The organism is Streptococcus sp. V919 (assembly GCF_054353475.1).
Map to the genome: position 1 here is coordinate 120948 of NZ_JBTHHY010000002.1, position 25194 is coordinate 146141.

The following is a 25194-nucleotide window of genomic DNA, read 5'->3' on the forward strand; positions in this document are numbered from 1 at the left end:
AAAAGCGAAGAGAATCTTCGCTTTTTTATTAAGGATTAAGGAGATAAGCGTGTTTGAAGTAGAAAAATGGCTCCATAGTCGGATTGGATTGAATTTTAGATCAGGTTTGGGACGGATGCAAAAAGCAGTGGATTTACTGGGGAATCCTGAGCAAACCTATCCAATTATCCATGTGACGGGGACAAATGGCAAAGGGTCGACCATTGCCTTTATGAAAGATCTTTTTGTTTCTCATGGCAAGAAAGTTGGGACCTTTACTTCGCCCCATATTGTCAGCATTCATGATCGCATTTGTATCAATGGGAACCCCATATCGGATGTCGATTTTATTCGTATAGCTGATCAAGTTAAGGAAATGGAGCTGAAACTTCTAGAAACCCACGATCAGTTATCTTTTTTTGAGTTGTTGACCTTGATTGCTTTGCTTTATTTTAAAGAGCAAGAAGTAGATTTGGTGTTACTGGAAGTTGGGATTGGTGGACTACTTGATACCACTAATGTGGTAACTGGAGATATAGCAGTCATCACGTCCATCGGCTTAGATCACCAAGAGACCTTGGGTGATAGTCTAGAGTTAATTGCTGAGCAGAAAGCAGGGATTTTTAAGTCAGGTAAATCAGCCGTTGTTGCCAATCTAGCGCCGGAAGCTCAGCTCGTTTGTCAAAGAACTGCTCATGATTTGGGAGTGACTCTCTACCAAGCTGATCGAGATTTTTCTTTCAAGAATGGTCATTTTTCTTCTTCTCTTGCGAATCTGAACCAACTAAAACTAGGTTTGGAAGGGGCTTATCAAGAGGAAAACGCAGCTCTTGCCATACAAGCCTTTCTATTGTTTATGAATCAGAGAGGTGAGACGGTTGATCAAGAAGCAGTACGAGCTGCCTTGCGAGCTACCAGATGGGCAGGAAGACTAGAAGCTATTACTGAGCACATTTATCTGGATGGGGCTCACAACTTACCAGCCTTGAAGCGTTTGGTTGAATTTATCCAGGAAAAAAATCAACAAGGTTATCAAGCTCAAATTCTTTTTGGAGCTTTAAAGCGTAAAGATTACAGTGGTATGCTTGGATATCTGACGAAACATTTACCAGACCTTCCTCTCTATGTTACTAGCTTTGATTATCAAGGTTCTTTGGAGGAGCAGGACTTGGGAGATTATCAGAAGGTTGCTTCCTATCGAGAGTTTTTAGATGGCTTTGAAAGTTCTGTAGGGGAGAAAGAGTTACTGTTTGTGACAGGTTCTCTCTACTTTATATCAGAGGTCCGTGCATACCTCATGGGTTATGAATCTATTGATTGACCTCCCTTCCCTTATTTGATATAGTTGAGGTGGAATGTTTCAGCAGCTTTTGCTACTTTTAGCCACCAAAAGAAAGGAGCTATTATGTCATTTAAAAAAATCACACTTTCTCTTGCCACTTTGGCAAGTCTTGGTCTTTTAGTTGCTTGTTCAACAAAAGAACAAACAACTTCGACACCACAAGCAAGCACTAGTTCAGAAGTGATAACAAGTCAGGTATCTGAGTCAACAACAGCTAGCGCTACGAATGCTACAACCGTCAATATGGATGGTATCTATAAGGGGCAGGACGAGGGTGATAGCATTACGCTTGTCGTTACTGGTAATACCGGAACGTGGACAGAAGTGGAAGCGGATGGAGTACAGGAAGTTAAGAAGGTAACCTTTGAACCAGAAAATCAGAAAGTCATCATCGGAGACGACGTCAAGATTTATGTGGCAGAAGAGAACCAGATTATTATCGACGACATGGACCGTGAGGTTTCAGATCGTATTGTTTTAAAAAAATAGATATTTTAAAGGATTTGGATCTGGATAAAACAGGTGCAAATCCTTTTTTTATGGATAATTATATGAAAAAAAGTTCTTTACTCAATGGCCCGTATTTTAGCCAAAAGTATAGAACTACTAATTTATAGGTTATGATTTATAGGAATCGTTCTTGTAAAAAGTGAGCGACTCCGTCTTTTTCATTGGTTAATGGTAATTGCTCGTCTGCGAAAGGTAAGAGAGCAGGATTTGCATTTTTCATAGCATAGCCTTTACCTGCAAAAGAAAGCATTTCTTGGTCATTGTGTTCGTCACCAAAGGCAATCAAATTCTGTTTGTCGATATTCATGACATTGAGAAGGTATTCGAGGGCAAAAGCCTTGTGGACACCTTTTGGAGTACATTCTAGAATGTTCAAAGGGCCACCCCAAGTGTTAATATTGAGTTGGTGTTTGTAAAAGCTGTTCATCTCTTCTGCTAGTGCATATTTATCGTCGGCCCTAGTTTGTAATAAAATACAGTTAGGCCCCTTGGTCACTAAGTCAGACTTGAATTGATTTTCAGGGCGAAAGTTTTCAACACCAAATAATTTGGGATCGGCGATTTCTTGGTCTGGGGCCGTAATGTAAAACTTTTTACGATATTCACCAGCGATAAAGTCTGCCTCAATCTCCTCTTTTCGTTTTACGATATCCAAGAGGTATTTTTTGTCCACAGTCAGACACTTTTCATGTTTCCAAGTCTTACCTGGCAGATGAGTAAGTGAACCGTTGAAATTGATCATAGGGGTTTCAAGTTCAAGTTGGTTATAAAAATCTTTTGCCATTCGGTAAGGGCGACCAGTTGCAATAACGACTTGGTGGCCTTTTTTAGAGATTTTCTTAATTGTTTCAATAGTAAAGTCAGAAAGTTTGCTTTCAGAGTTGAGTAGAGTTCCGTCTAAATCGACGGCAATCATTTTTTTAGTCATAAAATCCTCCCGAATCTAGTTTCAGATAAGATGTTTTCTATTATATCAAATATATCAAAAAGTGGCTAGAAAAGCTGACAATAAGTAAAAAGAAGAAGGATAGCATCGGATAAGATTTTTATAATTCAGTAAAAATACCTTGAAAAGATGAATGATTGGTGATATAATAGTCATATTGTTCGTAAAATGACAAAGGAGATTAAAAATGGACAAACTATTTAAACTAAAAGAGCATGGGACAGACGTCCGTACAGAGGTTCTTGCTGGTTTAACAACTTTCTTTGCAATGAGTTATATTCTCTTTGTAAACCCTCAAATGCTTTCACAAACAGGAATGCCTGTTCAAGGTGTATTCTTGGCAACAATCATCGGTTCTGTTGTGGGAACTTTGATGATGGCTTTCTATGCTAACTTGCCATATGCACAAGCCCCAGGTATGGGACTAAATGCCTTCTTTACATTTACCGTCGTATTTGGGATGGGATATACTTGGAAAGAAGCTCTTGGGATGGTCTTCATCTGTGGAGTTATTTCACTGATTATTACATTGACCAATGTTCGTAAAATGATCATTGAGTCTATTCCTACAACACTTCGCTCAGCAATTTCAGCTGGTATTGGTGTTTTCCTCGCTTACGTTGGTATTAAGAATGCTGGTCTTTTGAAATTCTCAATTGACCCAGGTACATATACTGTAGCAGGTGAAGGAGCAGATAAGGCTCAAGCGGCGATTACTGCGAATTCAGCAGCTGTTCCAGGTTTGGTAGATTTCAATACTCCAGCTGTATTGGTAGCTCTTGCAGGTCTTGCTATTACTATCTTCTTTGTTGTTAAAGGTATCAAAGGTGGAATCATTCTTTCTATTCTAACAACAACAGTTCTTGCAATTGCGGTTGGTCTTGTTAATGTGTCAGGGATTGACTTCGCTAGTAACAATCTTTCATCAGCAGTCAACGACCTAGGAACTTTGTTTGGTGCTGCTCTTGGTTCAGAAGGTTTAGGATCTTTGATTTCAAACACTTCTCGCTTACCAGAAACTTTGATGGCCATTCTTGCCTTCTCATTGACAGATATTTTTGATACTATTGGTACACTTATCGGTACTGGTGAAAAAGTAGGTATCGTAGCGACAAGTGGTGAAAACCATGAGTCAGCTAAATTGGATAAAGCTCTTTACTCTGATTTGGTAGCAACTTCAATTGGTGCCATTGCAGGTACTTCAAACGTTACGACTTATGTTGAGTCAGCAGCCGGTATCGGTGCTGGTGGACGTACTGGTTTGACAGCCTTAGTTGTTGCTATCTGTTTTGCTTTATCTAGCTTCTTTAGCCCACTATTAGCGATTGTTCCAACAGCTGCGACTGCACCAATTTTGATTATTGTCGGAATTATGATGCTCTCTAACTTGAAAAATATCCCTTGGGATGATATGTCAGAAGCTGTTCCAGCTTTCTTCACTTCTATCTTTATGGGATTCAGCTACTCAATCACTCAAGGAATTGCCGTTGGTTTCTTGACTTACACTTTGACAAAGATTGTTAAAGGTCAAATCAAAGAAGTCCATGTCATGATCTGGATCTTGGATGCCTTGTTCATCTTGAACTACATCAGCATGGCTCTTAACTAATGATAAAAACTTTAAAAAAAGAAGGAGGATTCTCCTCCTTTTTTATTAGTAGAAATGTCGCAAAAGAAAACTTTTTGGTATAATGATTACATGCACATAAAAAATGAAGATGAACTCATTGCTCTTGGACAAGAGTTAGGTTCTTTACTAGAGAAAAATGATGTATTGATTTTGACTGGAGAATTAGGTGCGGGGAAAACAACACTTACAAAAGGTCTGGCTAAAGGTCTAGGGATTCATCAAATGATTAAGAGTCCTACCTATACTATTGTTCGAGAATATGAAGGTCGTCTACCCTTGTATCACTTGGATGTTTATCGTATTGAAGGGGACGCAGATTCTATCGACTTGGATGAATTTCTTTTTGGATCAGGTGTGACTGTTATTGAGTGGGGGCATCTATTAGGAGAAGCTCTTCCGGCAGAATATCTGGAATTAGAAATTCTCAAAGATGGTGACGGACGCGAAGTTGTCTTTCATGCCCGTGGCCAACGAGCAACAGAGCTCTTACAGAGGTTGACGGATGGAGTATGATCTTTTAGTCCGTGAAGCAGAAGTCCAAGATGCTTCGGTTCTTATTGCACTTTTGGATCAGATTGGTCAAGAATCTAGCTTTACCAGTCTGGATGAAAACGGAATTGCAATGACTGCATCAGAAATGCAGCATTTTATTGATAAGCAGGCCCAATCGGACAATCAAATTACTTTACTAGCTTTTTTAAATGATGAGCTAGCAGGGGTCATCAATATAACGGCGGTTCAACGTCCGAGAGTTCGACATATTGGTGATGTCTTTCTTGGAATTAAAAAAGCATACTGGGGATATGGTCTCGGTAGTATCCTCATGGAAGAAGCTATTGAATGGGCCAAATCGAGTGGAAGTATTCGACGCTTACAACTGACAGTTCAAAAACGCAATCTTGCGGCTGTTCATCTATATAAAAAGATGGGCTTCATCATAGAAGGATTACAGGGACGTGGTGCTTGTATAGAGGGAGGAGAGTTTCTTGACGTTTACCAAATGGGTCGACTGATAGACAAATAAATATATGGCAAAAAAAATAATCGGAATGTTTTTAGGCTTTGTCCTTGTGACAGTGCTTGGTGTAGGAGCTTATGCCTATACGATCTACCAACAAAGTACACAGACTCTAGCTAAAACCTATAAACAAATCGGGGAAGAAACGAAGGTTATCGAGGCAACTGAACCCCTGACAATCCTACTGATGGGTGTGGATACGGGTAACGTTGAACGTACAGACCCATGGGCGGGTAACAGTGATTCGATGATCTTGGTAACAGTAAATCCTAAAACCAAGAAAGTTGTTATGATGAGTTTGGAACGTGATATTCTTACACAAATCCAACAACCAGACGGTAGTGTTAGAGAAGCGAAACTCAATGCCGCCTATGCTGATGGTGGAGCAGAACTTGCTATTTCAACCATTCAAAAAATGATGAATATCCACATCGATCGTTATGTGATGGTCAACATGCATGGCCTTCAAAGAATGGTTGATGCTGTCGGTGGAATCACAGTAAACAACACTCTAGGTTTCCCTATCTCTATCCAAGATCAAGAACCGTTTAATACGATTTCTATCGGCGTTGGAGAGCAAACTCTAAATGGTGAAGAGGCATTGGTGTACTCACGCATGCGCTATCAAGATCCAGAAGGAGACTATGGTCGTCAGAAACGTCAGCGCGAAGTCATTCAAAAGATTGTTGAGAAGATTCTTAGCTTGAATAGTGTGAGTCACTACCAAGAAATTCTGAAGGCTCTTAGCGATAATATGCAGACAAATATCGAGATTACGACAACAACCATTCCTCAGTTGATGGGCTACCAAGATTCATTTAAGAATATTGAGTCTCAGCAATTGCGTGGAGAGGATGCAATGATTGACGGAACATCCTACCAAATCGTGTCATCTGCCCATATGTTAGATATGCAAAATCTTTTGCGTCGTTCATTGGACAAACCAGAAGTTACGGAATTAGAGACAAATGTTGTCTTGTATGAAAATATTTATGGCCGCTTGCCACAAACAACCGGACCTATTGCAGATCAGGAACAGCAAGGACAACAAGTGCAGCAAGAGCAACCAGAACAATAAGAAATAAATACTGAAATCGTAGGAATTTTCCTGCGATTTTTTCAAAGAAATTCGAATAGATAAGTAGGAGGAAAAAATGAAAGCGGAAATAATAGCTGTTGGGACAGAAATTCTAACTGGTCAAATTGTCAATACCAATGCTCAGTTTTTGTCTGAAAAGCTAGCTGAAATCGGAGTCGATGTTTACTTCCAGACGGCCGTGGGAGACAATGAAACTCGACTCATATCCCTGTTGAAGATTTCTCAGGAACGGAGTAATCTGATTATTTTAACGGGAGGATTGGGGCCAACGGAGGATGACTTAACCAAACAAACCTTGGCTCAATTTCTAGGGCGTGATTTGACTTTTGATCCTCAAGCACAGGCTAAATTGGATGATTTCTTTGCTCATCGACCAGACTATGCACGAACTCCAAATAATGAACGTCAAGCTCAAATTGTTGAGGGGTCAATCCCACTACCCAATGAAACGGGACTAGCAGTTGGTGGTATGATTGAGGTGGCTGGCGTGACTTATGTTGTCCTACCAGGTCCGCCAAGTGAGCTAAAACCTATGGTTTTAAATGAGCTACTACTAAGATTGACAACAGGAGCTAAGTTGTACTCACGTGTGCTACGTTTCTTTGGCATTGGTGAGAGCCAGCTAGTGACGATTTTATCAGATTTGATTGAAGAGCAGACGGATCCAACCATAGCACCGTATGCAAAAACGGGAGAGGTGACTCTGCGCTTGTCAACTAAGGCCACTAGTCAAGACGAGGCTCAAAATGCCTTAGATAATCTGGAGGAAAAAATCCTTGCACGTCAGACTTTTGAAGGAATTGCTTTAAAGGAAATCTGCTATGGTTATGGCGAAGAAGCGAGTCTAGCCAGCGTAGTTGTTGAGGAGTTGAAAAAGAAAAAGCAAACCATCACAGCTGCAGAAAGTTTAACAGCAGGGCTTTTCCAAGCGACTTTGGCAAACTTTTCGGGAGCATCAACAATCTTTAAAGGTGGTTTTGTCACTTATAGCCTGGAAGAAAAAGCTAAGATGTTAGACATTCCACAAGTAGAGTTGGAAGAATATGGAGTCGTTTCAGCATTTGCTGCGGAAAAAATGGCTGACCAGGCACGCCTCAAAACCCAGTCAGATTTTGGGATTAGCTTGACAGGAGTAGCAGGCCCAGAAAGTTTGGAAGGTCATCCGGCTGGGACGGTTTTTATCGGTTTGTCTCAAGCCTCCGGCACAGAAGTTGTTCAAGTCAATATAGCTGGAAGAAGCCGAGCAGATGTTCGTAAAATTGCGGTTATGCATGCGTTCAACTTAGTTCGCAAAGCTTTATTAAGTGACTGACTTTTGATATAATAGAAGAAGGTTCTTAGAATCATTAAAATATAGGAGAACAAAATGGCGAAAAAACCAACAAAAAAATTAGATGAAATTGGGAAAAAATTTGGAGCTGACCGTGAAAAAGCTTTGAATGATGCGCTTAAATTGATTGAAAAAGACTTTGGTAAGGGTTCAATCATGCGTTTGGGTGAACGCGCAGAGCAAAAAGTACAAGTGATGAGTTCAGGCTCTTTGGCTCTTGATATTGCACTTGGTTCAGGTGGTTATCCTAAGGGACGTATCATTGAAATCTACGGTCCAGAATCATCAGGTAAGACAACAGTAGCCCTTCACGCTGTAGCACAGGCGCAAAAAGAAGGCGGAATTGCAGCCTTTATCGATGCGGAACACGCTCTTGACCCAGCCTATGCGGCAGCTCTTGGGGTAAACATTGACGAATTGCTCTTGTCACAACCAGACTCAGGTGAACAAGGTCTTGAAATTGCAGGGAAATTGATTGACTCAGGTGCAGTTGACCTTGTCGTTATTGACTCGGTTGCAGCTCTTGTACCTCGTGCGGAAATCGATGGGGATATCGGAGATAGCCACGTTGGTCTTCAAGCTCGTATGATGAGCCAAGCTATGCGTAAACTCGGAGCTTCTATCAACAAGACAAAAACAATTGCTATCTTCATCAACCAGTTGCGTGAAAAAGTTGGAGTTATGTTTGGTAATCCAGAAACAACTCCTGGTGGACGTGCCCTTAAATTCTATGCTTCAGTTCGTTTAGACGTTCGTGGAAGCACACAAATTAAGGGAACTGGCGACCAAAAAGATACTAACGTCGGTAAAGAAACTAAGATTAAAGTTGTGAAAAACAAGGTTGCTCCACCGTTCAAAGAAGCTCTTGTTGAAATCATGTACGGGGAAGGTATTTCTAGAACTGGTGAACTCTTGAAGATTGCTAGTGATTTGGATATCATCCAAAAAGCAGGTGCTTGGTACTCATACAAGGGTGAAAAAATCGGACAAGGTTCTGAAAATGCGAAGAAATACTTGGCAGATCATCCAGAAATCTTTGATGAAATTGACCACCAAGTTCGTGTTCAATATGGTTTGATCGAAGAGGAAGAAGGCTCTAAAGCAAGTTCAGCAGCAGAAACAAGTTCTAACCAAGAAGTGACTCTTGATTTGGGCGATGCTCTTGAAATCGAAATTGAAGAATAAAAAAAGTAGCAGAGAACTGCTACTTTTTTTATTTCATGAGAACTAATGTTCGCTAAAACGTCGGTATTTGATGCGAAAGTCAAAGTAATTCTCTTCTTGCAATTTTTGAAAGATGTTGCGATAGGCTTCTTCATCAAAATGGTCACCACGGTAGAGAATTTCAAAACTCATTCCCTCGTATTCTAAAAAAGCATTGGCAGTTTTAAAACCATTTTGTAAGTAGAAGTCCATGCGGGCCTTTCGTTGTTCGAGATTATCGCAGTCTTCATCTAATCGCTCCACTTCAAGAATCATAGTACGCTGGTAAAAATCAATGAGTTTTTCAATGATTTCTCTCCCGTACCCATGACTGCGGAGATGGGGCATAATGGCAAAAAAGCTGATGTAGAATGCTTTTTGGTTAGCGATAGCAAAAGCAAATCCAACAAATTCTTCTTCGTTATAGAAAGCGAAAAAGTGGGCGTCATCTCTATCCTGGTAACTTAAAAATTCTTCCAAGGAGACGCGTTCTTCTTCAGGAAAGGCTTCCTTGTTTAATTGGTCGACTTTTTCAAGGTCTGGGAATGCATCTGTAATTAACTGGCTTGTTAAGGTCATACCTACCCTCCTTTTCTGTCACGATTATACCAGATTGTTTGTATCTAGGCAACGCTTTCTTAATGAAGCTCCCTTGTTCCTCTACTAGAAAGCTGATATAATACCCTTATGAATAAAAAATCAACGGTGGACTTGATTCATGGTCCTATCCTTCCTTCACTGATTAGTTTTGCTTTACCAATTTTACTATCCAATATCTTTCAGCAACTATACAATACAGCTGATATTTTGATTGTGGGGCGTTTTTTGGGACAAGATTCCTTGGCGGCAGTCGGAGCTACGACAGCCATTTTTGATTTAATTATCGGTTTTGCCCTCGGAGTTGGAAATGGGATGGGAGTTGTTATCGCTCGTCTTTACGGTGCTCGTAATTTCGCTAAGATTAAGGAAGCTGTCGCGGCGACTTGGATTTTGGGTGCCATCCTGAGTGGTCTTGTCATGCTGATGGGATTCTTTGGTCTTTATCCACTTTTGCAGTACCTAGAAACACCTGCAGAAATTCTCCCCCAATCTTATGAATATATTTCTATGATTGTTAGCTGTGTGGGAGTTAGCTTTGCTTACAATCTCTTTGCAGGATTATTACGCTCGATTGGAGATAGCCTTGCGGCTCTTGCTTTTTTAATTTTCTCAGCTATTGTTAATGTGATTCTGGATTTGTATTTTATTACGCAATTGCAGTTAGGTGTGCAGTCTGCTGGTCTTGCAACCATTATCTCGCAAGGATTGTCAGCAATCCTCTGTTATTTCTATATTCGCAAGAGTGTTCCAGAGCTTCTTCCAGGTCTCAAACATTTCAAATGGAATAAGGCTCTCTATGTTGACCTTTTGGAGCAAGGGTTAGCTATGGGCTTGATGGGGTCAATCGTCTCTATCGGAAGCGTCATTTTGCAATCCTCTGTCAATAGTTTTGGAGCAGTTATTATCAGCGCCCAAACTGCAGCGCGCAGAATCATGGCTTTTGCTTTATTGCCAATGACGGCTATTTCAGCTTCGATGACAACTTTTATCTCTCAAAATTTTGGGGCAAAACGTCCCGAACGTATCGTCCAAGGTCTTCGTTTAGGGAGCTATTTGAGTATGTCTTGGGCAACCTTTGCCTGTATTTTCCTATTTTTTGCAAGTCCTAGCCTAGTTTCTTTCCTGGCAAGTTCGACAGACGGCTACCTGATCGAAAACGGGACCTTATACCTGCGTATTAGTTCGGTGTTCTATCCATTTTTAAGCCTGTTATTGATCTATAGAAATAGTTTGCAGGGACTTGGTCAGAAACTCTTGCCTCTCGTATCTAGCTTTATCGAGTTGTTTGGGAAAATTATTTTCGTGGCTTGGATTATTCCTTGGACAGGTTATACTGGAGTTATTCTATGTGAACCGATACTCTGGCTTGTGATGACTGTTCAACTTTACTTCTCCCTCTCTCAACATCCTTGGATAAAAGAAGGTAAGAAAATCGTGGCAGTCGGTGGAAAATCTTAGCCTAGTTTACAAAAGAAAATCCATTTCCTCTAGTGAAAATCAGCTAGACTTGTGTTATAATAAGAAAGATTAAAATGTGAAAAAAGGAGATTCCTAATGGGACGTAAATGGGCCAATATCGTAGCCAAGAAAACGGCTAAAGATGGAGCTAACTCTAAAGTATATGCAAAATTTGGTGTAGAAATCTATGTAGCAGCTAAAAAAGGTGAACCAGATCCAGAATTAAACACTGCTTTGAAATTCGTTATCGATCGTGCTAAACAAGCGCAAGTGCCAAAACACGTTATTGATAAGGCTATCGATAAAGCGAAAGGAAATACAGACGAAACCTTTACAGAAGGACGTTACGAAGGATTTGGGCCAAATGGTTCAATGTTGATCGTTGATACCTTGACTTCAAACGTTAACCGTACAGCTGCCAATGTCCGTGCTGCTTTTGGTAAAAACGGTGGAAACATGGGATCTTCAGGTTCTGTATCTTACCTCTTTGACAACAAAGGTGTTATCGTCTTTGCAGGTGATGATGCTGATGCCATCTTTGAGCTTTTGCTTGAAGCAGATGTCGATGTAGACGATGTAGAAGCAGAAGAAGGAACAATCACTGTCTACACAGCTCCAACTGACCTTCACAAGGCTATCGTTGCTTTGCGTGAATCTGGTATTGAAGAATTCCAAGTAACTGAATTAGAAATGATTCCTCAATCAGAAGTTGAGTTGTCAGGCGAAGATTTGGAAACTTTTGAAAAACTTTACAGTGTTCTTGAAGACGACGAAGACGTACAAAAAATCTACACAAACGTAGATGGATTCTAATAAAAAAGCGAGCAGCTATTAAGTCTGTTCGCTTTTTAGTTATCTTAGACTTTTACTCCATCATCAGTTTGCTCTGTTCTGTCTAATCCTAGGGCAAATTTACGGATGAGAAGAAACTGACCATTCTCCTGTTTTACGAAAGTCAGTACAACTGTCTTAGTATTAGAACCGAGGGATAGATAGGTGATTCTCTTGATGTCGTAGTCACCTGAGGTTGACTCGATTTCAGAATCTGGCTGGCCATGCTTGCTGATAATATCTTTATAGTTGGAGCCCCCTTTTCCTCTATTTGCAGTATCACCTTCTATCAAAGCATCGAATTGTTCCTTGGTCCAAGTGAAGGAATCGGTATCCTCCTCGTCCTCATCCTCATCGATGCTATTATTTGGTAGCGTTCCAAAATCGTCATCTTCTGTTAAAGAGGTTAAACTTCTGTATGGGTGACGAAAATTTCTAGCCAAGTCGGTAAAAACACCAGAAGGGAGTACTTGCGTTGTCAAAACAAGGAAAATGGATCCAATGCCTAGGGCGGTACCAATAATCGCCAATATTTTACGGTTCTGGAGATTGAGGATGATACCAAAAACACCTAGACCTATTGCAATAATAGCAAAGAAAAAAGATAGTACGCTGATAATTGGCAACCAGGATCCGAGAAGTGCAAGGGTTCCCAAGATGATAGCAATGATTCCTAAGATTTTCTCTTCTTTTTGTTTCATTTGTGGCTTTCTCATTTCTAGTCAGGGTGGAATCTTATTCGTGTAAGATAGTGTTTATTATAGATAAAATGAGCCCTAATGTCAATTTTAAATAAAATAGTTCTCCTGGAAACTTTTTTCTTGACATCTTATTTGAAAATGATAAAATAGTTCTCATGAAAACCAATTGGTTCTCGTGAGAACTATTTTCTTTAGAAGGAGGCAAACATGGATAAGCCAATGTTAGTCTTTAAACGTTTTGGTCATCAGATTCACCTCATGGTGAAACAGGAAGCCAAACGTTGTGGTATTGAAGTAATGGGTGGGCCACAAGGTCAGGTTCTTCGTTTTTTAGATCGTCGTGAGCAGGACCAAGAATTGACACTCATTAAGGATATTGAACAAGAACTCAATGTCACCAAGTCAGTTGCTAGTAATTTAGTGAAGCGTATGGTGCAAAATGGTTTGGTGGAATTGGAAGTGAGTCCAAATGACAAGAGAGCCAAGTACGTTCGATTGACGGATAAATCACGCTCTCAAATGAAGCAGATTAAGACTTTCTTTGATCGAATTGACCGCAGTTTACTTGATGGAGTATCTGAAGAAAATCTCGCTATTTTTGAAGAAGTTCTAGATCGACTACAGGCTAATGTAGAGAAAATTGGAGGTAAGAATGAAGAAACTCGCTAAACGTATTACAGGAAAAGAGTGGGGAATGATTCTCTTGACTGTACTCTTTACCTGTTTCTCGGTCTATCTAGAATTAGAAGTACCGACTTACATTTCAGAAATTACAGCATTACTTGGGACACCAGGGACGCAGTTGGATGCACTTTGGTCACCAGCTATTAAGATGATGGGCTTGTCACTCTTGGCCTTTCTATCATCTGTCACAGTTGGATTTTTTGCTGCTCGCGTTGCAGCATCCTACACGGCTCATCTGCGTAGTGATATTTTTCATCGTGTTCTAGATTTCTCGCAGACAGAAATCAAACGTTTTTCAATCCCAAGTCTCTTGACTCGGACGACCAATGATATTACGCAGATTCAAATGCTCTTTACTATGGGGCTCCAAGTGGTCACTCGTGGTCCTATCATGGCTATCTGGGCCATTGGAAAAATCCTTGGCAAATCTGAATACTGGCTCTGGGCAGTAGTGGTGGCTGTTATTGTCAATGTTCTGATGACAACAGTTCTCATGACTCTGGCCTTTCCAAAACAATCTGTCATCCAGAAATTGACAGATAAACTCAATAGTATCACTCGTGAAAGCTTGACAGGGATTCGAGTAGTTCGTGCTTACAATGCTGAGGATTATCAGGATGAGAAATTTGAAGAGGCCAATGATGAGGTGACTCGTCTCAACCTCTTTGTCAATCGATTGATGGCTATTATGAATCCTATTATGATGGCGATTTCGAGCGGTTTGAGTCTAGCCATTTACTGGATTGGTGCCTATATCATCAATGATGCTAGCCTGACAGACCGTCTACCACTCTTTAGTGATATGGTGGTCTTCATGTCTTATGCCATGCAGGTTGTGATGGGATTCTTGCTCATGGGTGCTCTCTTTATCGTCCTTCCTCGTACCTTGGTTTCTGCAGGACGTATCAATCAAGTGCTGGACTTGCATTCTTCTATTGAAAATCCTAGTCAACCACAGACGGCAGATTCATCTATTCAAGGTCAAGTGGAATTCCGTGATGTAACCTTCCGTTATTCAAAAAATTCAGAAGCAGTTGTGGAACATGTCAGCTTCAAGGCAGAAGCTGGTCAAACGGTCGCCTTTATCGGTTCAACTGGTTCTGGTAAATCTACACTTGTGAATCTCTTGCCTCGTTTTTATGACGTTTCGGATGGGGAAATCCTAGTGGACGGCGTCAATGTGCAGGATTATGATTTGGAAGACTTGCGGAATAAAGTCGGCTATATCCCACAAAAAGCTGTTCTCTTCTCAGGAGATGTCAAGGGGAATCTAGACTTTGGTAAGAGTCCGGAAACTCCGCTAAGCGAGACTGCTATGTGGCAAGCTCTTGAATTGGCCCAGTCTAAAAGCTTCATCGAAGATAAGGAAGCAGGCCTATCCTCAGAAGTGGCTCAAGGTGGAACCAACTTCTCAGGAGGACAAAGACAACGTTTGGCCATTGCGCGTGCCTTGGCTCGTAAACCAGAGATTCTCATCTTTGATGATTCGTTCTCGGCCTTGGACTACAAGACTGACCGTATCTTGCGCCAAGAACTAGCTGAAAAAACCCAATCTATGACCAAGTTGATCGTTGCCCAACGTATCTCAACCATCATGGATGCAGACTTGATCTTAGTATTGGATCAAGGTAAAGTCGTGGGGCAAGGCACCCACAAAGAACTTCTTGCTACTAATGAAGTTTACCAAGAAATTGCCTATTCACAACTATCGAAGGAGGAATTGGAACATGGAAAATAAGAAGATGTCCTTTTGGAAACAATATAAACCTTTTCTAGCAGGTCTCCAACTTCCCCTACCAGTTGCGGTTGTGGCTGCTGTATGTTCAAGTATTATCACTGTTTATGGACCAACTAAGATTAAGGAAATCACCAACTTGATTTCAGACGGTTTGGCTACAGAAATCGATTTGGTAGCTGTGTCAAGTATCGCCAGCTTTTTAGCTGTTTTGTATGTACTTGGTGCTATTCTCAACTATACGCAAGCCTATATCTTTTCAACGAGTATCCAACATTTTTCAAAACGCTTGCGGACAGCTATCGCTGAAAAAATTAACCGTCTGCCACTTGCTTATTTTGACCGTCATTCTCAAGGAGATACTCTCTCTCGTGTAACCAATGACGTCGATACGGCGGCTCAGTCCCTCAACCAAAGTCTGGGAACGGTTCTCTCAGCTAGCTTTCTACTGATTGCTGTTTTGATTACCATGTTTGGCATGAACTGGATTTTGGCATTAGTAACAGTTGTTTCAACACTTGTAGGTTTTGCTGCGGTTTCAGTCATTATGGCTAAGTCACAGGGCTACTTTAAAGCCCAACAAAACAACCTAGCAGCTGTAAACGGCTATGTGGAAGAAATGTACTCAGGCCACAATGTTGTGACCAGCTATAACGCTGTGGATACTACTAAAGAAACATTCGCAGGATTGAATCAAGACCTACATGATAGTATCTGGAAATCTCAATTTATTTCTGGAATCATGATGCCAGCAATGATCTTTGTTGGGAACTTTAGCTATGTTTTGGTGATCATCGTCGGTGCAGTCCTAGCTCTTGAAGGACATATCAGCATTGGTATCATCGTAGCCTTCATGGTTTATGTTCGTACCTTCTCTCAACCCTTATCACAGATTGCCCAAGGGATTACCAGCTTACAACAAGCCAGTGCAGCTATGACCCGTGTCTTTGAATTTCTAAGTGAAGCTGAGATGGAAGACGAATCTCATAAGAAAACACAATTGACTGATACGAAAGGTGAAGTAGTCTTTGATCAAGTTTCCTTTGGATACACACCTGAGCGAACCATCGTTCATGACTTTTCTGCGACAGCTCATGCAGGGCAAAAGATTGCCATTGTTGGACCAACTGGAGCTGGGAAGACGACCATTGTTAATCTCTTGATGAAGTTCTATGAGATTGATAAGGGAAGCATTCGCATTGATGGTGTGGACACCAAGAAGATGAAACGTTCAGAAGTACACGATGCCTTTTCAATGGTTTTACAGGATACTTGGCTCTTTGAAGGAACCATTCGTGATAATCTCATCTACAACCAAACAGGGATTAGTGATGAACGAATGATTGAAGCAGCAAAAGCAGTCGGAATCCACCACTTTATCATGACTCTACCAGATGGCTACGATACTGTTTTGGATGATACAGTGACCTTGTCAGTCGGACAGAAACAGCTCTTAACCATTGCTCGTGCCCTTCTCAAAGATGCACCGCTCTTGATTCTTGATGAAGCGACATCCTCGGTAGACACACGTACAGAGGAGTTGATTCAGAAAGCCATGGACCGTTTGATGGAGGGACGCACATCCTTTGTCATCGCCCATCGCTTGTCAACTATCCGTAATGCCGACTTGATTTTGGTTATGAAGGACGGAAATATCATCGAGCAAGGCAATCATGAGGAACTTATGGCTCAGGGAGGTTTCTATGCTGACCTCTACAATAGTCAATTTACAGAAGACCAAGTAGAAGAATAAAACCAAAGAAGGCTTGACGGCCTTCTTTTTCTACACTATACTAGAGTAGGAGATGCTAGTAGGCTTCTTGTGCAAAATCTAAAAATAACGAGAAAATATATGAAAAACTATCAAGAGTGGTACGACAAGAGGAAATCAAGCCTTCTTCGACAACCACAAGGATTACAACTGATGCGAGTCTTTAATCGCATGATGACAGTTCTGATGCCCTTGGCATACTTGACCTTGTTGGGGACAAGCTTTATGAGCAAGGGATTGGTGAACGACCTTTATGCTTATATCTTAGTGCCAGCTTCTGGCTTTGTCCTATTGACGCTAGTTCGTAAGTGGATTAATCAACCGCGTCCTTATGAGGCTTGGGGAATTATCCCGCTACTAGACAAGGACAGTTCTGGCAATTCAATGCCCAGTCGCCACGTCTTTTCAGCGACTATCATTTCCATGGCTTGCTTACACGCAAATCTTCCTGTGGGCTTGATTTTATTAGTATTATCAGCTCTTCTCGGTCTGGTTCGAGTCTTGGGTGGCGTTCATTATCCCAAGGATGTTTTAGTTGGCTACGCCTGTGGACTCATCTGGGGAATTCTCTTCTTTATTTTGTAAAAAGCAAAGCAAGTGGGCTTGGGCTCGTAACCACTTACGGGTCAAAAGTGACCACTTGCTTTTTTGCCCTTGTAAAGTCTTATGGGCTTTGGTATAGTAGATGCAGAAAGGAGATAGGATGAAGTTACGAATCGAGATTGATAGTGAATTAACTGAGACAGAGATTGTCATCAAGGCTGCAGCCCTGACAGATGAAATAGCTGATTTGCAACGACTCTTGCAAGAAACCAAGGCTCCTAGGTTGATTTTTTATAAGGGGACGGGTGAGTACTATTTGGACTTGGCAGAAATTCTCTTTTTTGAGACAGAAGGTAGCAAGATTTACGCCCACACCCAGAAAGAAGCCTATGAAGTGAGACTCAAGCTTTATGAGTTAGAGGCTATCCTGCCTCGCTATTTCAGTCGGGTATCCAAGTCGACCATTGCCAATCTTCGGCAGGTCTACTCGGTGGACAAGTCCTTCTCAGGGACAGGAACTATTTCCTTTTATCAGACCCACAAGGAGGTGCACGTGTCACGACACTACCAATCCCTCCTAAAAGAAAATCTAAGAAACATGAGGTAAGAAGATGAAAAAGAAAGCATTTGGTATTGTATTGCTAGTATTGGCAGCCTTAGTATTGTTGCAGGGGAATTTTGGTATTCCTTCACTTGAAGGGGGAATTTGGCCCTTGATCGGTATTGGATTTTTTGCCTATCAATCAGTTGAGGCAATCCTTCGTCGTCATTTCACTTCAGCCTCCTTTACAGCCCTAGTGGCCCTCATGATTGCTAATCATTTTTATGACATTTTACCGATTCCCAATCAATCACTGTTCTGGGCGAGTGTTCTCATCGTGTTTGGAGTAAGTATGCTGACTAATTCGAACAAAACATGGGACAGTAAAAAATGGTGGTATGACGCTGAAAAGACTATTCTGACAGAGAAGGAAGTTACCTTTGGTAGTGGAACCTTTTACAAACAGGACCAAGACTTGGTAGAAGACCAGTTTGAAGTTAGCTGTGGGAATGCCAAGATCTATTATGACAATGCAGAGATGTTAGGCGATAGTGCAACCTTGAAGGTAGAAGTCAACTTAGGAAATGCAGTTATCTATGTGCCCCAACACTGGCGAGTAGATCTGAAGGTGGAGACTTCTTGTGGAGTAGCCAAGGCAGATGCTCCGGTAGCTCCTACAAGTAAGACCCTGATTGTCCGTGGAGAGGTGGCTTTTGGTAAATTAGAAGTTGTCTACGTCAAATAAAAAAATCTTCCAATTCCCTTGCCAAAACGGAGAAAGTGTGATAACATAGTACGGTATGTGGTGCTAGCACATCCGCTATATTAGATCTAATAGGAGGAAAACACAATGGCTAAAGTATGTTACTTTACAGGTCGCAAGACTGTATCAGGAAACAACCGTTCACACGCGATGAACCAAACTAAACGTGCCGTAAAACCAAACCTTCAAAAAGTTACTGTTCTTATCGATGGTAAACCTAAAAAAGTTTGGGCTTCAGCTCGTGCTTTGAAATCAGGAAAAGTAGAACGCGTTTAATAAACATGAAAAGACCTACAGGGTCTTTTTCTTTTGGTCGAAAGCTGAAATCATTTGAAAAATCAAGCAAATATCCGATGATACAGCATTCTGCTTTTACAGTTGGGCTGAAATATGATAAAATAGAGTATCAACTAGTTGAGGTAAAAAAAATGACTGTAAAAATTAATACAAAAGATGGTCAAGTCGAACTGACAGATGATGTGATCGCTACTGTTGTAGGTGGTGCAGCAACTGAAATTTTTGGTGTAGTCGGTATGGCTAGTAAAAATGCCCTCAAAGATAATTTCCAAGCCCTTCTAGGTAAAGAAAATTATTCAAAAGGTGTAGTCGTTAAAGCAGCTGAAGACGGTAGTATTGCAGTTGATGTATATACTGTATTGAGCTACGGTACAAAAATCAGTGAAGTTTCAAAAAACATCCAAGAACGTGTTCGCTTTAGCTTAGAGAACCAACTTGGAATCACTGCTCAAACTGTGAATGTCTACATTCAAAATATCAAAGTTGTAGGAGAATAACCGTGTCAAATATTACTACAAGCTTATTTCAAGAAATGGTCCAGGCTGCTTCAACTCGTTTGAACAAGCAAGCCGAATATGTCAATTCATTGAACGTTTTCCCGGTTCCAGACGGAGATACAGGAACAAACATGGGAATGACTATCGAAAATGGTGCTAAAGAAGTAGCAGACAAACCAGCTTCAACTGTTGGTGAGGCTGCAAGTATCTTGGCTAAAGGTCTCTTGATGGGTGCGCGTGGAAACTCAGGAGTTATCACTTCTCAGCTTTTCCGTGGATTCTCACAAGCCATCAAGACAAAAGAAGAGTTAACAGGGAAAGACCTAGCCCTTGCCTTCCAATCAGGTGTTGAGGTTGCCTACAAGGCTGTTATGAAGCCAGTTGAAGGAACTATCTTGACTGTATCACGTGGAGCTGCCATCGGTGCTAAGAAAAAAGCAGAACAGACAGATGACGCAGTTGAAGTTATGCGTGCGGCCTTAGAAGGAGCTAAAGCAGCCCTTGCTAAGACTCCAGAAATGCTTCCAGTATTGAAGGAAGTTGGAGTTGTGGACTCAGGTGGTCAAGGTTTGGTCTTCATCTATGAAGGATTCCTTTCAGCTCTTACTGGTGAATACAGTGCTTCTGAGGACTTTGTTGCTACTCCAGCAAACATGAGTGAGATGATCAATGCTGAACACCACAAGTCTGTAGCTGGACATGTGGCAACAGAAGACATTACTTTTGGTTACTGTACTGAAATCATGGTTGCCCTCAAACAAGGCCCAACTTATGCTAAAGACTTTGACTACGAAGAATTCCGTAACTACTTGAACGATCTTGGAGATTCTCTACTTGTTGTCAATGACGATGAAATCGTTAAAGTTCACGTCCATACAGAAGATCCAGGACTTGTCTTGCAAGAAGGTCTTAAATACGGTAGCTTGGTTAAGGTTAAAGTCGATAACATGCGTAACCAACACGAAGCGCAAGTAGAAAAAGAAGCAGCTCAAGTTAGTAAGCCAGCTGAAGAAAAAGAATATGCCCTTATCGCAGTAGTAGCTGGACAAGGCTTGGCAGACATCTTCCGTGCACAAGGTGTGGATTATGTCATCGAAGGTGGACAAACTATGAACCCTTCGACAGAAGACTTCGTCAAGGCTGTTGAGCAAGTTAATGCTCGCAATATCATCTTCTTGCCAAATAACAAAAATATCTTCATGGCAGCTCAATCAGCAACTGAAGTCTTAGAGCAACCAGCTGTTGTGGTAGAAGCTCGTACAATTCCTCAAGGATTGACTAGTCTTCTTGCCTTTGATCCAAGCAAATCAATCGAAGAAAATAAAGAACGCATGACTGCAGCCCTTGGCGATGTCATCAGTGGTAGTGTAACAACAGCCGTTCGTGATACAACTATCGATGGCTTAGAAATCCATGAAAATGACAATCTTGGTATGGTAGATGGGAAGATCCTCGTGTCAAATCCTGATATGCACCAAACCTTGACTGAAACTTTGAAACACATGTTGGATGAAGACAGTGAAATCGTAACCTTCTATGTCGGAGAAGATGGAAGTGAAGAATTGGCTAACCAAATCGCCCAAGAAATCGCAGAAGAATTCGAAGATGTCGAAGTAGAAATTCACCAAGGTCAACAACCAGTTTACCCATATCTTTTCAGTGTGGAATAAAGATTAAATAATAAGAAAAAGAAAGTTGAGAAATCAACTTTCTTTTTTTGTGACATTTGTCATATTTCCTCATGACAGAAGCTTCTAGTGACACAACCTTCAAAGAATTATAATAGATGTATCAAATGGAGGAAGAAAAAATGAAACATAAAGTAATTATCGCAATGAGTTTAGTAGCAGCAGGAGTCATGACTTATCTCATGTTTTCAGGATTGGATGAAGGCTTCTACCATTTTCCTTGGGAGCTATTTGCAGGATTTGGCATGATGTCTTGGTTGATCCGAGAAGGTTTGAAATTGGTCTCAGATGTGAAAAAGGAGTTTGAAAAATGAAACATAAAGTAATTGTCGCAATGAGTTTAGTAGCAGCAGGAGTCATGACTTATCTCATGTTTTCAGGATTGGACGAAGGCTTCTATCATTTTCCTTGGGAGTTATTTGCAGGATTTGGTATGATGTCTTGGTTGATCCGAGAAGGTTTGAAATTGGTCTCAGATGTGAAAAAGGAGTTTGAAAAATGAAAAAAGCGATTCTCTATCTCTTTATTGCACTATCACTAGTGGTATGGTTGGTCGAAATGTTTACAGGGTGGTTTGACCAAGCCTTCCTTCACCAAGTCATTCGCGGTGCTTGGGGTCTAGGATTTATGATTTTTATCGCCTTTCCGATGGGGAAGGAGTGGTTGAAAGGAGAATATCATGAACATGATTAAGGTAGAAAGCCTAAATAAGAACATCAAGGGCAAGGCTATATTGAAGGATATTTCATTTGAGGTAGCAGAGGGCGAATGCGTCGCCTTGATTGGTCCAAATGGTGCCGGTAAGACAACACTCTTGGACTGTTTGCTTGGAGATAAACTAGTCACCAGCGGTCAAGTATCCATCCAAGGCTTGCCAGTGACGAGTTCTCAGTTAGACTATATTAGAGGCTACCTCCCTCAAGAAAATGTCATCGTTCAGAAATTAAAGGTTAAAGAGTTGATTGCTTTCTTTCAAAGCATTTATCCAAATCCCTTGAACAACCAGGAAATCGATCAACTATTGCAGTTTGACAAGCAACAAAAAGAGCAGTTGGCGGAAAAATTGTCAGGTGGACAAAAGCGTCTCTTTTCATTTGTCTTGACCTTGATTGGCCGACCAAAGCTTGTCTTTTTAGATGAGCCAACTGCGGCCATGGATACTTCAACCCGTCAACGTTTTTGGGAAATTGTCCAAGACTTAAAAGCGCAGGGAGTCACCATTCTCTATTCGTCTCATTATATTGAGGAAGTAGAGCATACAGCGGACCGGATTTTGGTCTTAAATAAGGGAGAGTTGATTCGTGATACGACACCTCTAGCCATGCGCAGTGAGGAGATTGAAAAGCACTTCATCCTACCTCTAGCTTACAAGGAAGTCGTCGAACAGTCTAACTTGGTTGAAAACTGGTCACAAAAACAAGATGCCCTGCAAGTAGTCACACGCGAAGCAGATGCTTTCTGGGAACTGTTAGTCCAGGCAGGCTGTAGGATACAAGAAATTGAAGTCAATAACCGTAGCTTGCTAGATACAATCTTTGAAGAAACACAAAAGGGAGATGACTAAGATGAAACGATGGATCGCACTAAACAAGATCGAATTTCTATTGACCAAACGACAATTAGTCTATTATCTATTATCCGTAGGGATGCCGACGGCCTTCTATTTATTCTTTTCAGGCATGTACCAGGATACACCAGATGGGCCAGCTAATTTTATGCGCGACTACCTTATCTCTATGACGGCCTTTTCCATGATGTCGACAGCTATGTTTTCATTCCCAGCTGTTTTACATACCGATAAAATCAACAACTGGCAGAAAACATTACGCCATACTCCAGTAAATATGGTAGAATATTATCTATCAAAGATAACAAGTATGATGGTTGATTATTTGGTTTCAATATTGGTTGTTTTCTCAGTTGGGCACTTGGTCAGGGGTGTGGATATGCCTCTAGAAAGCTGGATTGGGGCTGGGCTCTTGCTGATTGCGGGAAGTATAGCCTTTGTAGCGCTTGGTTTGATCCTGACACTCTTACCGTCTAGTCAACTGATGTCTGTCGTGGGCAATCTTCTCTATCTAGGCTTGGCTGTTTTAGGCGGACTCTGGATGCCCATCACTTTATTTCCAGACTGGATGCAAGCAATCGGGAAGTGTCTACCAACCTATCAGTTGATGGAGTTGCTCAAGACCTTCTTAAACGAGGGTGGCATCAATTTTTCAGCCACAGTTTATCTACTTGTTTTTTCAGCAGTTTTATTTGGTTTGACTATTTACCTTCAAGGTCATAAGGAGAATGCTTAATGCTTGAAAGACTGAAAAGCATACACTATATGTTTTGGGCCAGTTTGATTTTTATGGTTTTCCCTATCCTCTCTGCAGTAGTTGGGGAAATTCCTAGCTGGCATTTACTAGTTGATATTCTATTTGTGGTGGCTTACTTAGGCGTTTTAACCACCAAGAGTCAGCGATTATCCTGGCTCTTTTGGATTATCATGCTAGCCTATGTAGCTGGAAATACCGTCTTTATTTATGGCAACTATGTCTGGTTCTTCTTTTTCCTTGCCAATCTCTTGATTTATCATTTTAGAGTGCGTAGCCTACGTTCTCTTCATGTCTGGACTTTTCTCCTTGCTCAAGTTCTTGTTGTTGGACAACTCATGATGTTTCAGTCAGTCGAAACTGAGGCTGTAGCCTTTGAGCTTGGGATTCTTACTTTTGTCGATTTGATGACATTGGGTTTGGTTCGGATTCGCATTGTGGAGGATTTGAAAGAAGCTCAGGTCAAGCAAAATGCCCAGATAAATTTATTGCTTGCTGAAAATGAACGTAGTCGTATCGGTCAGGATTTGCACGATAGTCTGGGACATACCTTTGCTATGCTCAGTGTCAAGACAGATCTAGCTCTGCAGTTATTTCAGATGCAGGCCTATCCACAGGTGGAGAAGGAATTAAAAGAAATTCACCAGATCAGCAAAGATTCCATGAATGAAGTGCGTACCATCGTGGAAAATCTGAAATCAAGGACCCTAGCATCAGAGCTTGAGACTGTCAAAAAGATGCTGGAGATTGCTGGGATTGAGGTTGAGGTTGACAATCAATTGGACAAGGCTAGCCTGACCCAAGATGTGGAGTCGACGGCTGCTATGATTTTGTTAGAACTGGCGACCAATATCATCAAACATGCCAGCGCTAATAAAACCTATCTAAAACTGGAACGTACAGATCAGGAATTGCTATTGACGGTCAGAGATGATGGGAAAGGTTTTGCAACTGTAAAAGGAAATGAACTCCATACAGTCCGAGACCGTGCTGCAGCCTTCTCAGGTCAAGTAGAACTAGTCAGTTTGAAACATCCAACAGAGGTGCGCGTGCATCTGCCTTATAAGGAGAGAAAGTAGATGAAAGTATTAGTTGCAGAAGATCAAAGTATGCTTAGAGATGCTATGTGCCAGCTCTTAAGCTTTCAACCAGATGTGGAGACTGTTCTGCAGGCGAAAAATGGAGCTGAAGCTATTGAGGTTTTGGGGAAAGAAGCAGTAGATATTGCCATCCTTGACGTCGAAATGCCAGTCAAGACAGGTCTCGAAGCGCTCGAGTGGATCAAACAAGAAGTGCCTGAAACCAAGGTGGTTATCGTTACGACCTTTAAACGCCCAGGTTATTTTGAACGAGCTGTCAAAGCAGGAGTAGACGCCTATGTCTTGAAAGAGCGGAGCATCGCCGAGCTCATGCAAACCCTGCATACGGTGTTAGAGGGGCGCAAGGAGTATTCTCCAGAGCTGATGGAAGTCATGATGACTCATCCCAATCCCTTGACCGAGCAGGAAGTCGCTGTTTTACATGGAGTAGCCCAAGGCCTCTCCAACCAAGAAATTGCTGACAAGCTCTACCTCTCAAACGGCACCGTCCGTAATTACATGACCAATATCCTCTCCAAACTAGGCGCCAGCAACCGAACCGAAGCAGCCAAAACTGCCGAAGAAGAAGGCTGGTTGTGAGGGGAGAAAGAAAAAATCTCTTAGAAAT

At 41.4% G+C, this 25194-nt stretch carries 29 protein-coding genes; 26 read left to right on the top strand and 3 right to left on the bottom strand.

What is annotated here, in order from left to right; translation table 11 throughout:
* The first annotated feature begins 49 nt into the window (after positions 1-49).
* Together ACXYSK_RS06690 and ACXYSK_RS06695 are read left to right on the top strand one after the other, a co-directional pair.
* Entirely contained in the window at positions 50-1300 is a 1251-nt protein-coding gene (locus ACXYSK_RS06690) for a bifunctional folylpolyglutamate synthase/dihydrofolate synthase (RefSeq protein ID WP_458625479.1), read from the top strand.
* Between the two features lie 84 nt (positions 1301-1384).
* Complete coding sequence (locus tag ACXYSK_RS06695) at positions 1385-1810, top strand: SP_0198 family lipoprotein (protein WP_458625480.1); 426 nt, start codon at positions 1385-1387, stop codon at positions 1808-1810.
* Positions 1811-1946: 136 nt separating this feature from the next.
* On the opposite strand, the gene ACXYSK_RS06700 is transcribed toward ACXYSK_RS06695, so the two are convergent.
* Positions 1947-2759 (bottom strand): Cof-type HAD-IIB family hydrolase, encoded by an 813-nt coding sequence (locus ACXYSK_RS06700; RefSeq protein WP_458625481.1) that lies wholly within the window; start codon positions 2757-2759, stop codon positions 1947-1949.
* A 205-nt stretch (positions 2760-2964) separates the two neighbouring features.
* Between ACXYSK_RS06700 and ACXYSK_RS06705 the strand changes: the two genes are divergently transcribed.
* From ACXYSK_RS06705 to recA, 6 genes are all read left to right on the top strand, one after another.
* Complete coding sequence (locus ACXYSK_RS06705; protein WP_458625482.1) at positions 2965-4386, top strand: NCS2 family permease; 1422 nt, start codon at positions 2965-2967, stop codon at positions 4384-4386.
* 90 nt (positions 4387-4476) lie between these two features.
* Positions 4477-4920, top strand: a complete 444-nt coding sequence (gene tsaE / locus ACXYSK_RS06710) for a tRNA (adenosine(37)-N6)-threonylcarbamoyltransferase complex ATPase subunit type 1 TsaE (RefSeq protein ID WP_025169951.1) — start codon at positions 4477-4479, stop codon at positions 4918-4920.
* Positions 4910-5431, top strand: coding sequence for an N-acetyltransferase family protein (locus ACXYSK_RS06715; RefSeq protein WP_458625483.1), 522 nt, complete (start codon positions 4910-4912; stop codon positions 5429-5431). The genes tsaE and ACXYSK_RS06715 overlap by 11 nt, the downstream gene beginning before the upstream one ends.
* Positions 5432-5435: 4 nt before the next feature.
* Positions 5436-6503, top strand: coding sequence for a glycopolymer--peptidoglycan transferase LytR (lytR, locus tag ACXYSK_RS06720; RefSeq protein WP_458625484.1), 1068 nt, complete (start codon positions 5436-5438; stop codon positions 6501-6503).
* Positions 6504-6579: 76 nt separating this feature from the next.
* A complete protein-coding gene (locus tag ACXYSK_RS06725; RefSeq protein ID WP_458625485.1) occupies positions 6580-7836 on the top strand; it encodes a competence/damage-inducible protein A in 1257 nt (418 codons plus the stop codon).
* Positions 7837-7890: 54 nt separating this feature from the next.
* Entirely contained in the window at positions 7891-9039 is a 1149-nt protein-coding gene (gene recA / locus ACXYSK_RS06730) for a recombinase RecA (RefSeq protein WP_178894464.1), read from the top strand.
* A 42-nt stretch (positions 9040-9081) separates the two neighbouring features.
* On the opposite strand, the gene ACXYSK_RS06735 is transcribed toward recA, so the two are convergent.
* The gene (locus tag ACXYSK_RS06735) at positions 9082-9636 is read right to left on the bottom strand and encodes a GNAT family N-acetyltransferase (protein ID WP_458625486.1); all 555 of its coding nucleotides are present in this window, start codon (positions 9634-9636) and stop codon (positions 9082-9084) included.
* A gap of 108 nt (positions 9637-9744) precedes the next feature.
* Between ACXYSK_RS06735 and ACXYSK_RS06740 the strand changes: the two genes are divergently transcribed.
* Both ACXYSK_RS06740 and ACXYSK_RS06745 read left to right on the top strand, forming a co-directional pair.
* On the top strand, positions 9745-11115 hold the full coding sequence (locus tag ACXYSK_RS06740) for an MATE family efflux transporter (RefSeq protein ID WP_458625487.1): 1371 nt from the start codon (positions 9745-9747) through the stop codon (positions 11113-11115).
* A gap of 96 nt (positions 11116-11211) precedes the next feature.
* Positions 11212-11928, top strand: coding sequence for a YebC/PmpR family DNA-binding transcriptional regulator (locus ACXYSK_RS06745; protein WP_458625488.1), 717 nt, complete (start codon positions 11212-11214; stop codon positions 11926-11928).
* A 44-nt stretch (positions 11929-11972) separates the two neighbouring features.
* On the opposite strand, the gene ACXYSK_RS06750 is transcribed toward ACXYSK_RS06745, so the two are convergent.
* A complete protein-coding gene (locus ACXYSK_RS06750; RefSeq protein WP_458625489.1) occupies positions 11973-12647 on the bottom strand; it encodes a hypothetical protein in 675 nt (224 codons plus the stop codon).
* Between the two features lie 207 nt (positions 12648-12854).
* Between ACXYSK_RS06750 and ACXYSK_RS06755 the strand changes: the two genes are divergently transcribed.
* From ACXYSK_RS06755 to ACXYSK_RS06830, 16 genes are all read left to right on the top strand, one after another.
* A complete protein-coding gene (locus ACXYSK_RS06755; protein WP_458625490.1) occupies positions 12855-13316 on the top strand; it encodes a MarR family winged helix-turn-helix transcriptional regulator in 462 nt (153 codons plus the stop codon).
* Positions 13300-15069, top strand: coding sequence for an ABC transporter ATP-binding protein (locus tag ACXYSK_RS06760; protein ID WP_458625491.1), 1770 nt, complete (start codon positions 13300-13302; stop codon positions 15067-15069). Before ACXYSK_RS06755 ends, ACXYSK_RS06760 begins: the two co-directional genes overlap by 17 nt.
* A complete protein-coding gene (locus ACXYSK_RS06765) occupies positions 15059-16819 on the top strand; it encodes an ABC transporter ATP-binding protein (protein ID WP_458625492.1) in 1761 nt (586 codons plus the stop codon). Before ACXYSK_RS06760 ends, ACXYSK_RS06765 begins: the two co-directional genes overlap by 11 nt.
* Positions 16820-16918: 99 nt before the next feature.
* Positions 16919-17422 (top strand): phosphatase PAP2 family protein, encoded by a 504-nt coding sequence (locus tag ACXYSK_RS06770; protein WP_458625493.1) that lies wholly within the window; start codon positions 16919-16921, stop codon positions 17420-17422.
* Between the two features lie 118 nt (positions 17423-17540).
* Positions 17541-17987 carry a LytTR family DNA-binding domain-containing protein gene (locus ACXYSK_RS06775; RefSeq protein WP_458625494.1) on the top strand — a complete coding sequence of 149 codons (447 nt, stop codon included), beginning with the start codon at positions 17541-17543 and terminating at the stop codon, positions 17985-17987.
* Between the two features lie 4 nt (positions 17988-17991).
* Entirely contained in the window at positions 17992-18666 is a 675-nt protein-coding gene (locus ACXYSK_RS06780) for a LiaF transmembrane domain-containing protein (protein ID WP_458625495.1), read from the top strand.
* Between the two features lie 105 nt (positions 18667-18771).
* The gene (gene rpmB / locus ACXYSK_RS06785) at positions 18772-18960 is read left to right on the top strand and encodes a 50S ribosomal protein L28 (RefSeq protein ID WP_001140948.1); all 189 of its coding nucleotides are present in this window, start codon (positions 18772-18774) and stop codon (positions 18958-18960) included.
* Positions 18961-19112: 152 nt separating this feature from the next.
* A complete protein-coding gene (locus ACXYSK_RS06790; RefSeq protein WP_000216443.1) occupies positions 19113-19478 on the top strand; it encodes an Asp23/Gls24 family envelope stress response protein in 366 nt (121 codons plus the stop codon).
* A 2-nt stretch (positions 19479-19480) separates the two neighbouring features.
* Entirely contained in the window at positions 19481-21148 is a 1668-nt protein-coding gene (locus ACXYSK_RS06795) for a DAK2 domain-containing protein (RefSeq protein ID WP_458625496.1), read from the top strand.
* 125 nt (positions 21149-21273) lie between these two features.
* Entirely contained in the window at positions 21274-21480 is a 207-nt protein-coding gene (locus tag ACXYSK_RS06800; protein WP_025171227.1) for a hypothetical protein, read from the top strand.
* The gene (locus ACXYSK_RS06805) at positions 21477-21668 is read left to right on the top strand and encodes a hypothetical protein (RefSeq protein WP_000681201.1); all 192 of its coding nucleotides are present in this window, start codon (positions 21477-21479) and stop codon (positions 21666-21668) included. The genes ACXYSK_RS06800 and ACXYSK_RS06805 overlap by 4 nt, the downstream gene beginning before the upstream one ends.
* Positions 21665-21859: a hypothetical protein gene (locus ACXYSK_RS06810; protein ID WP_000709296.1), complete on the top strand. Its 195-nt coding sequence runs from the start codon at positions 21665-21667 to the stop codon at positions 21857-21859. Before ACXYSK_RS06805 ends, ACXYSK_RS06810 begins: the two co-directional genes overlap by 4 nt.
* Positions 21846-22730, top strand: a complete 885-nt coding sequence (locus ACXYSK_RS06815) for an ABC transporter ATP-binding protein (protein ID WP_006146176.1) — start codon at positions 21846-21848, stop codon at positions 22728-22730. Before ACXYSK_RS06810 ends, ACXYSK_RS06815 begins: the two co-directional genes overlap by 14 nt.
* 1 nt (position 22731) lies before the next feature.
* Positions 22732-23469 (top strand): ABC transporter permease, encoded by a 738-nt coding sequence (locus ACXYSK_RS06820; RefSeq protein ID WP_458625497.1) that lies wholly within the window; start codon positions 22732-22734, stop codon positions 23467-23469.
* A complete protein-coding gene (locus ACXYSK_RS06825; RefSeq protein ID WP_458625498.1) occupies positions 23469-24566 on the top strand; it encodes a sensor histidine kinase in 1098 nt (365 codons plus the stop codon). Before ACXYSK_RS06820 ends, ACXYSK_RS06825 begins: the two co-directional genes overlap by 1 nt.
* Positions 24567-25166, top strand: coding sequence for a response regulator transcription factor (locus ACXYSK_RS06830; protein WP_006154868.1), 600 nt, complete (start codon positions 24567-24569; stop codon positions 25164-25166).
* The last annotated feature ends 28 nt before the right edge of the window (positions 25167-25194 follow it).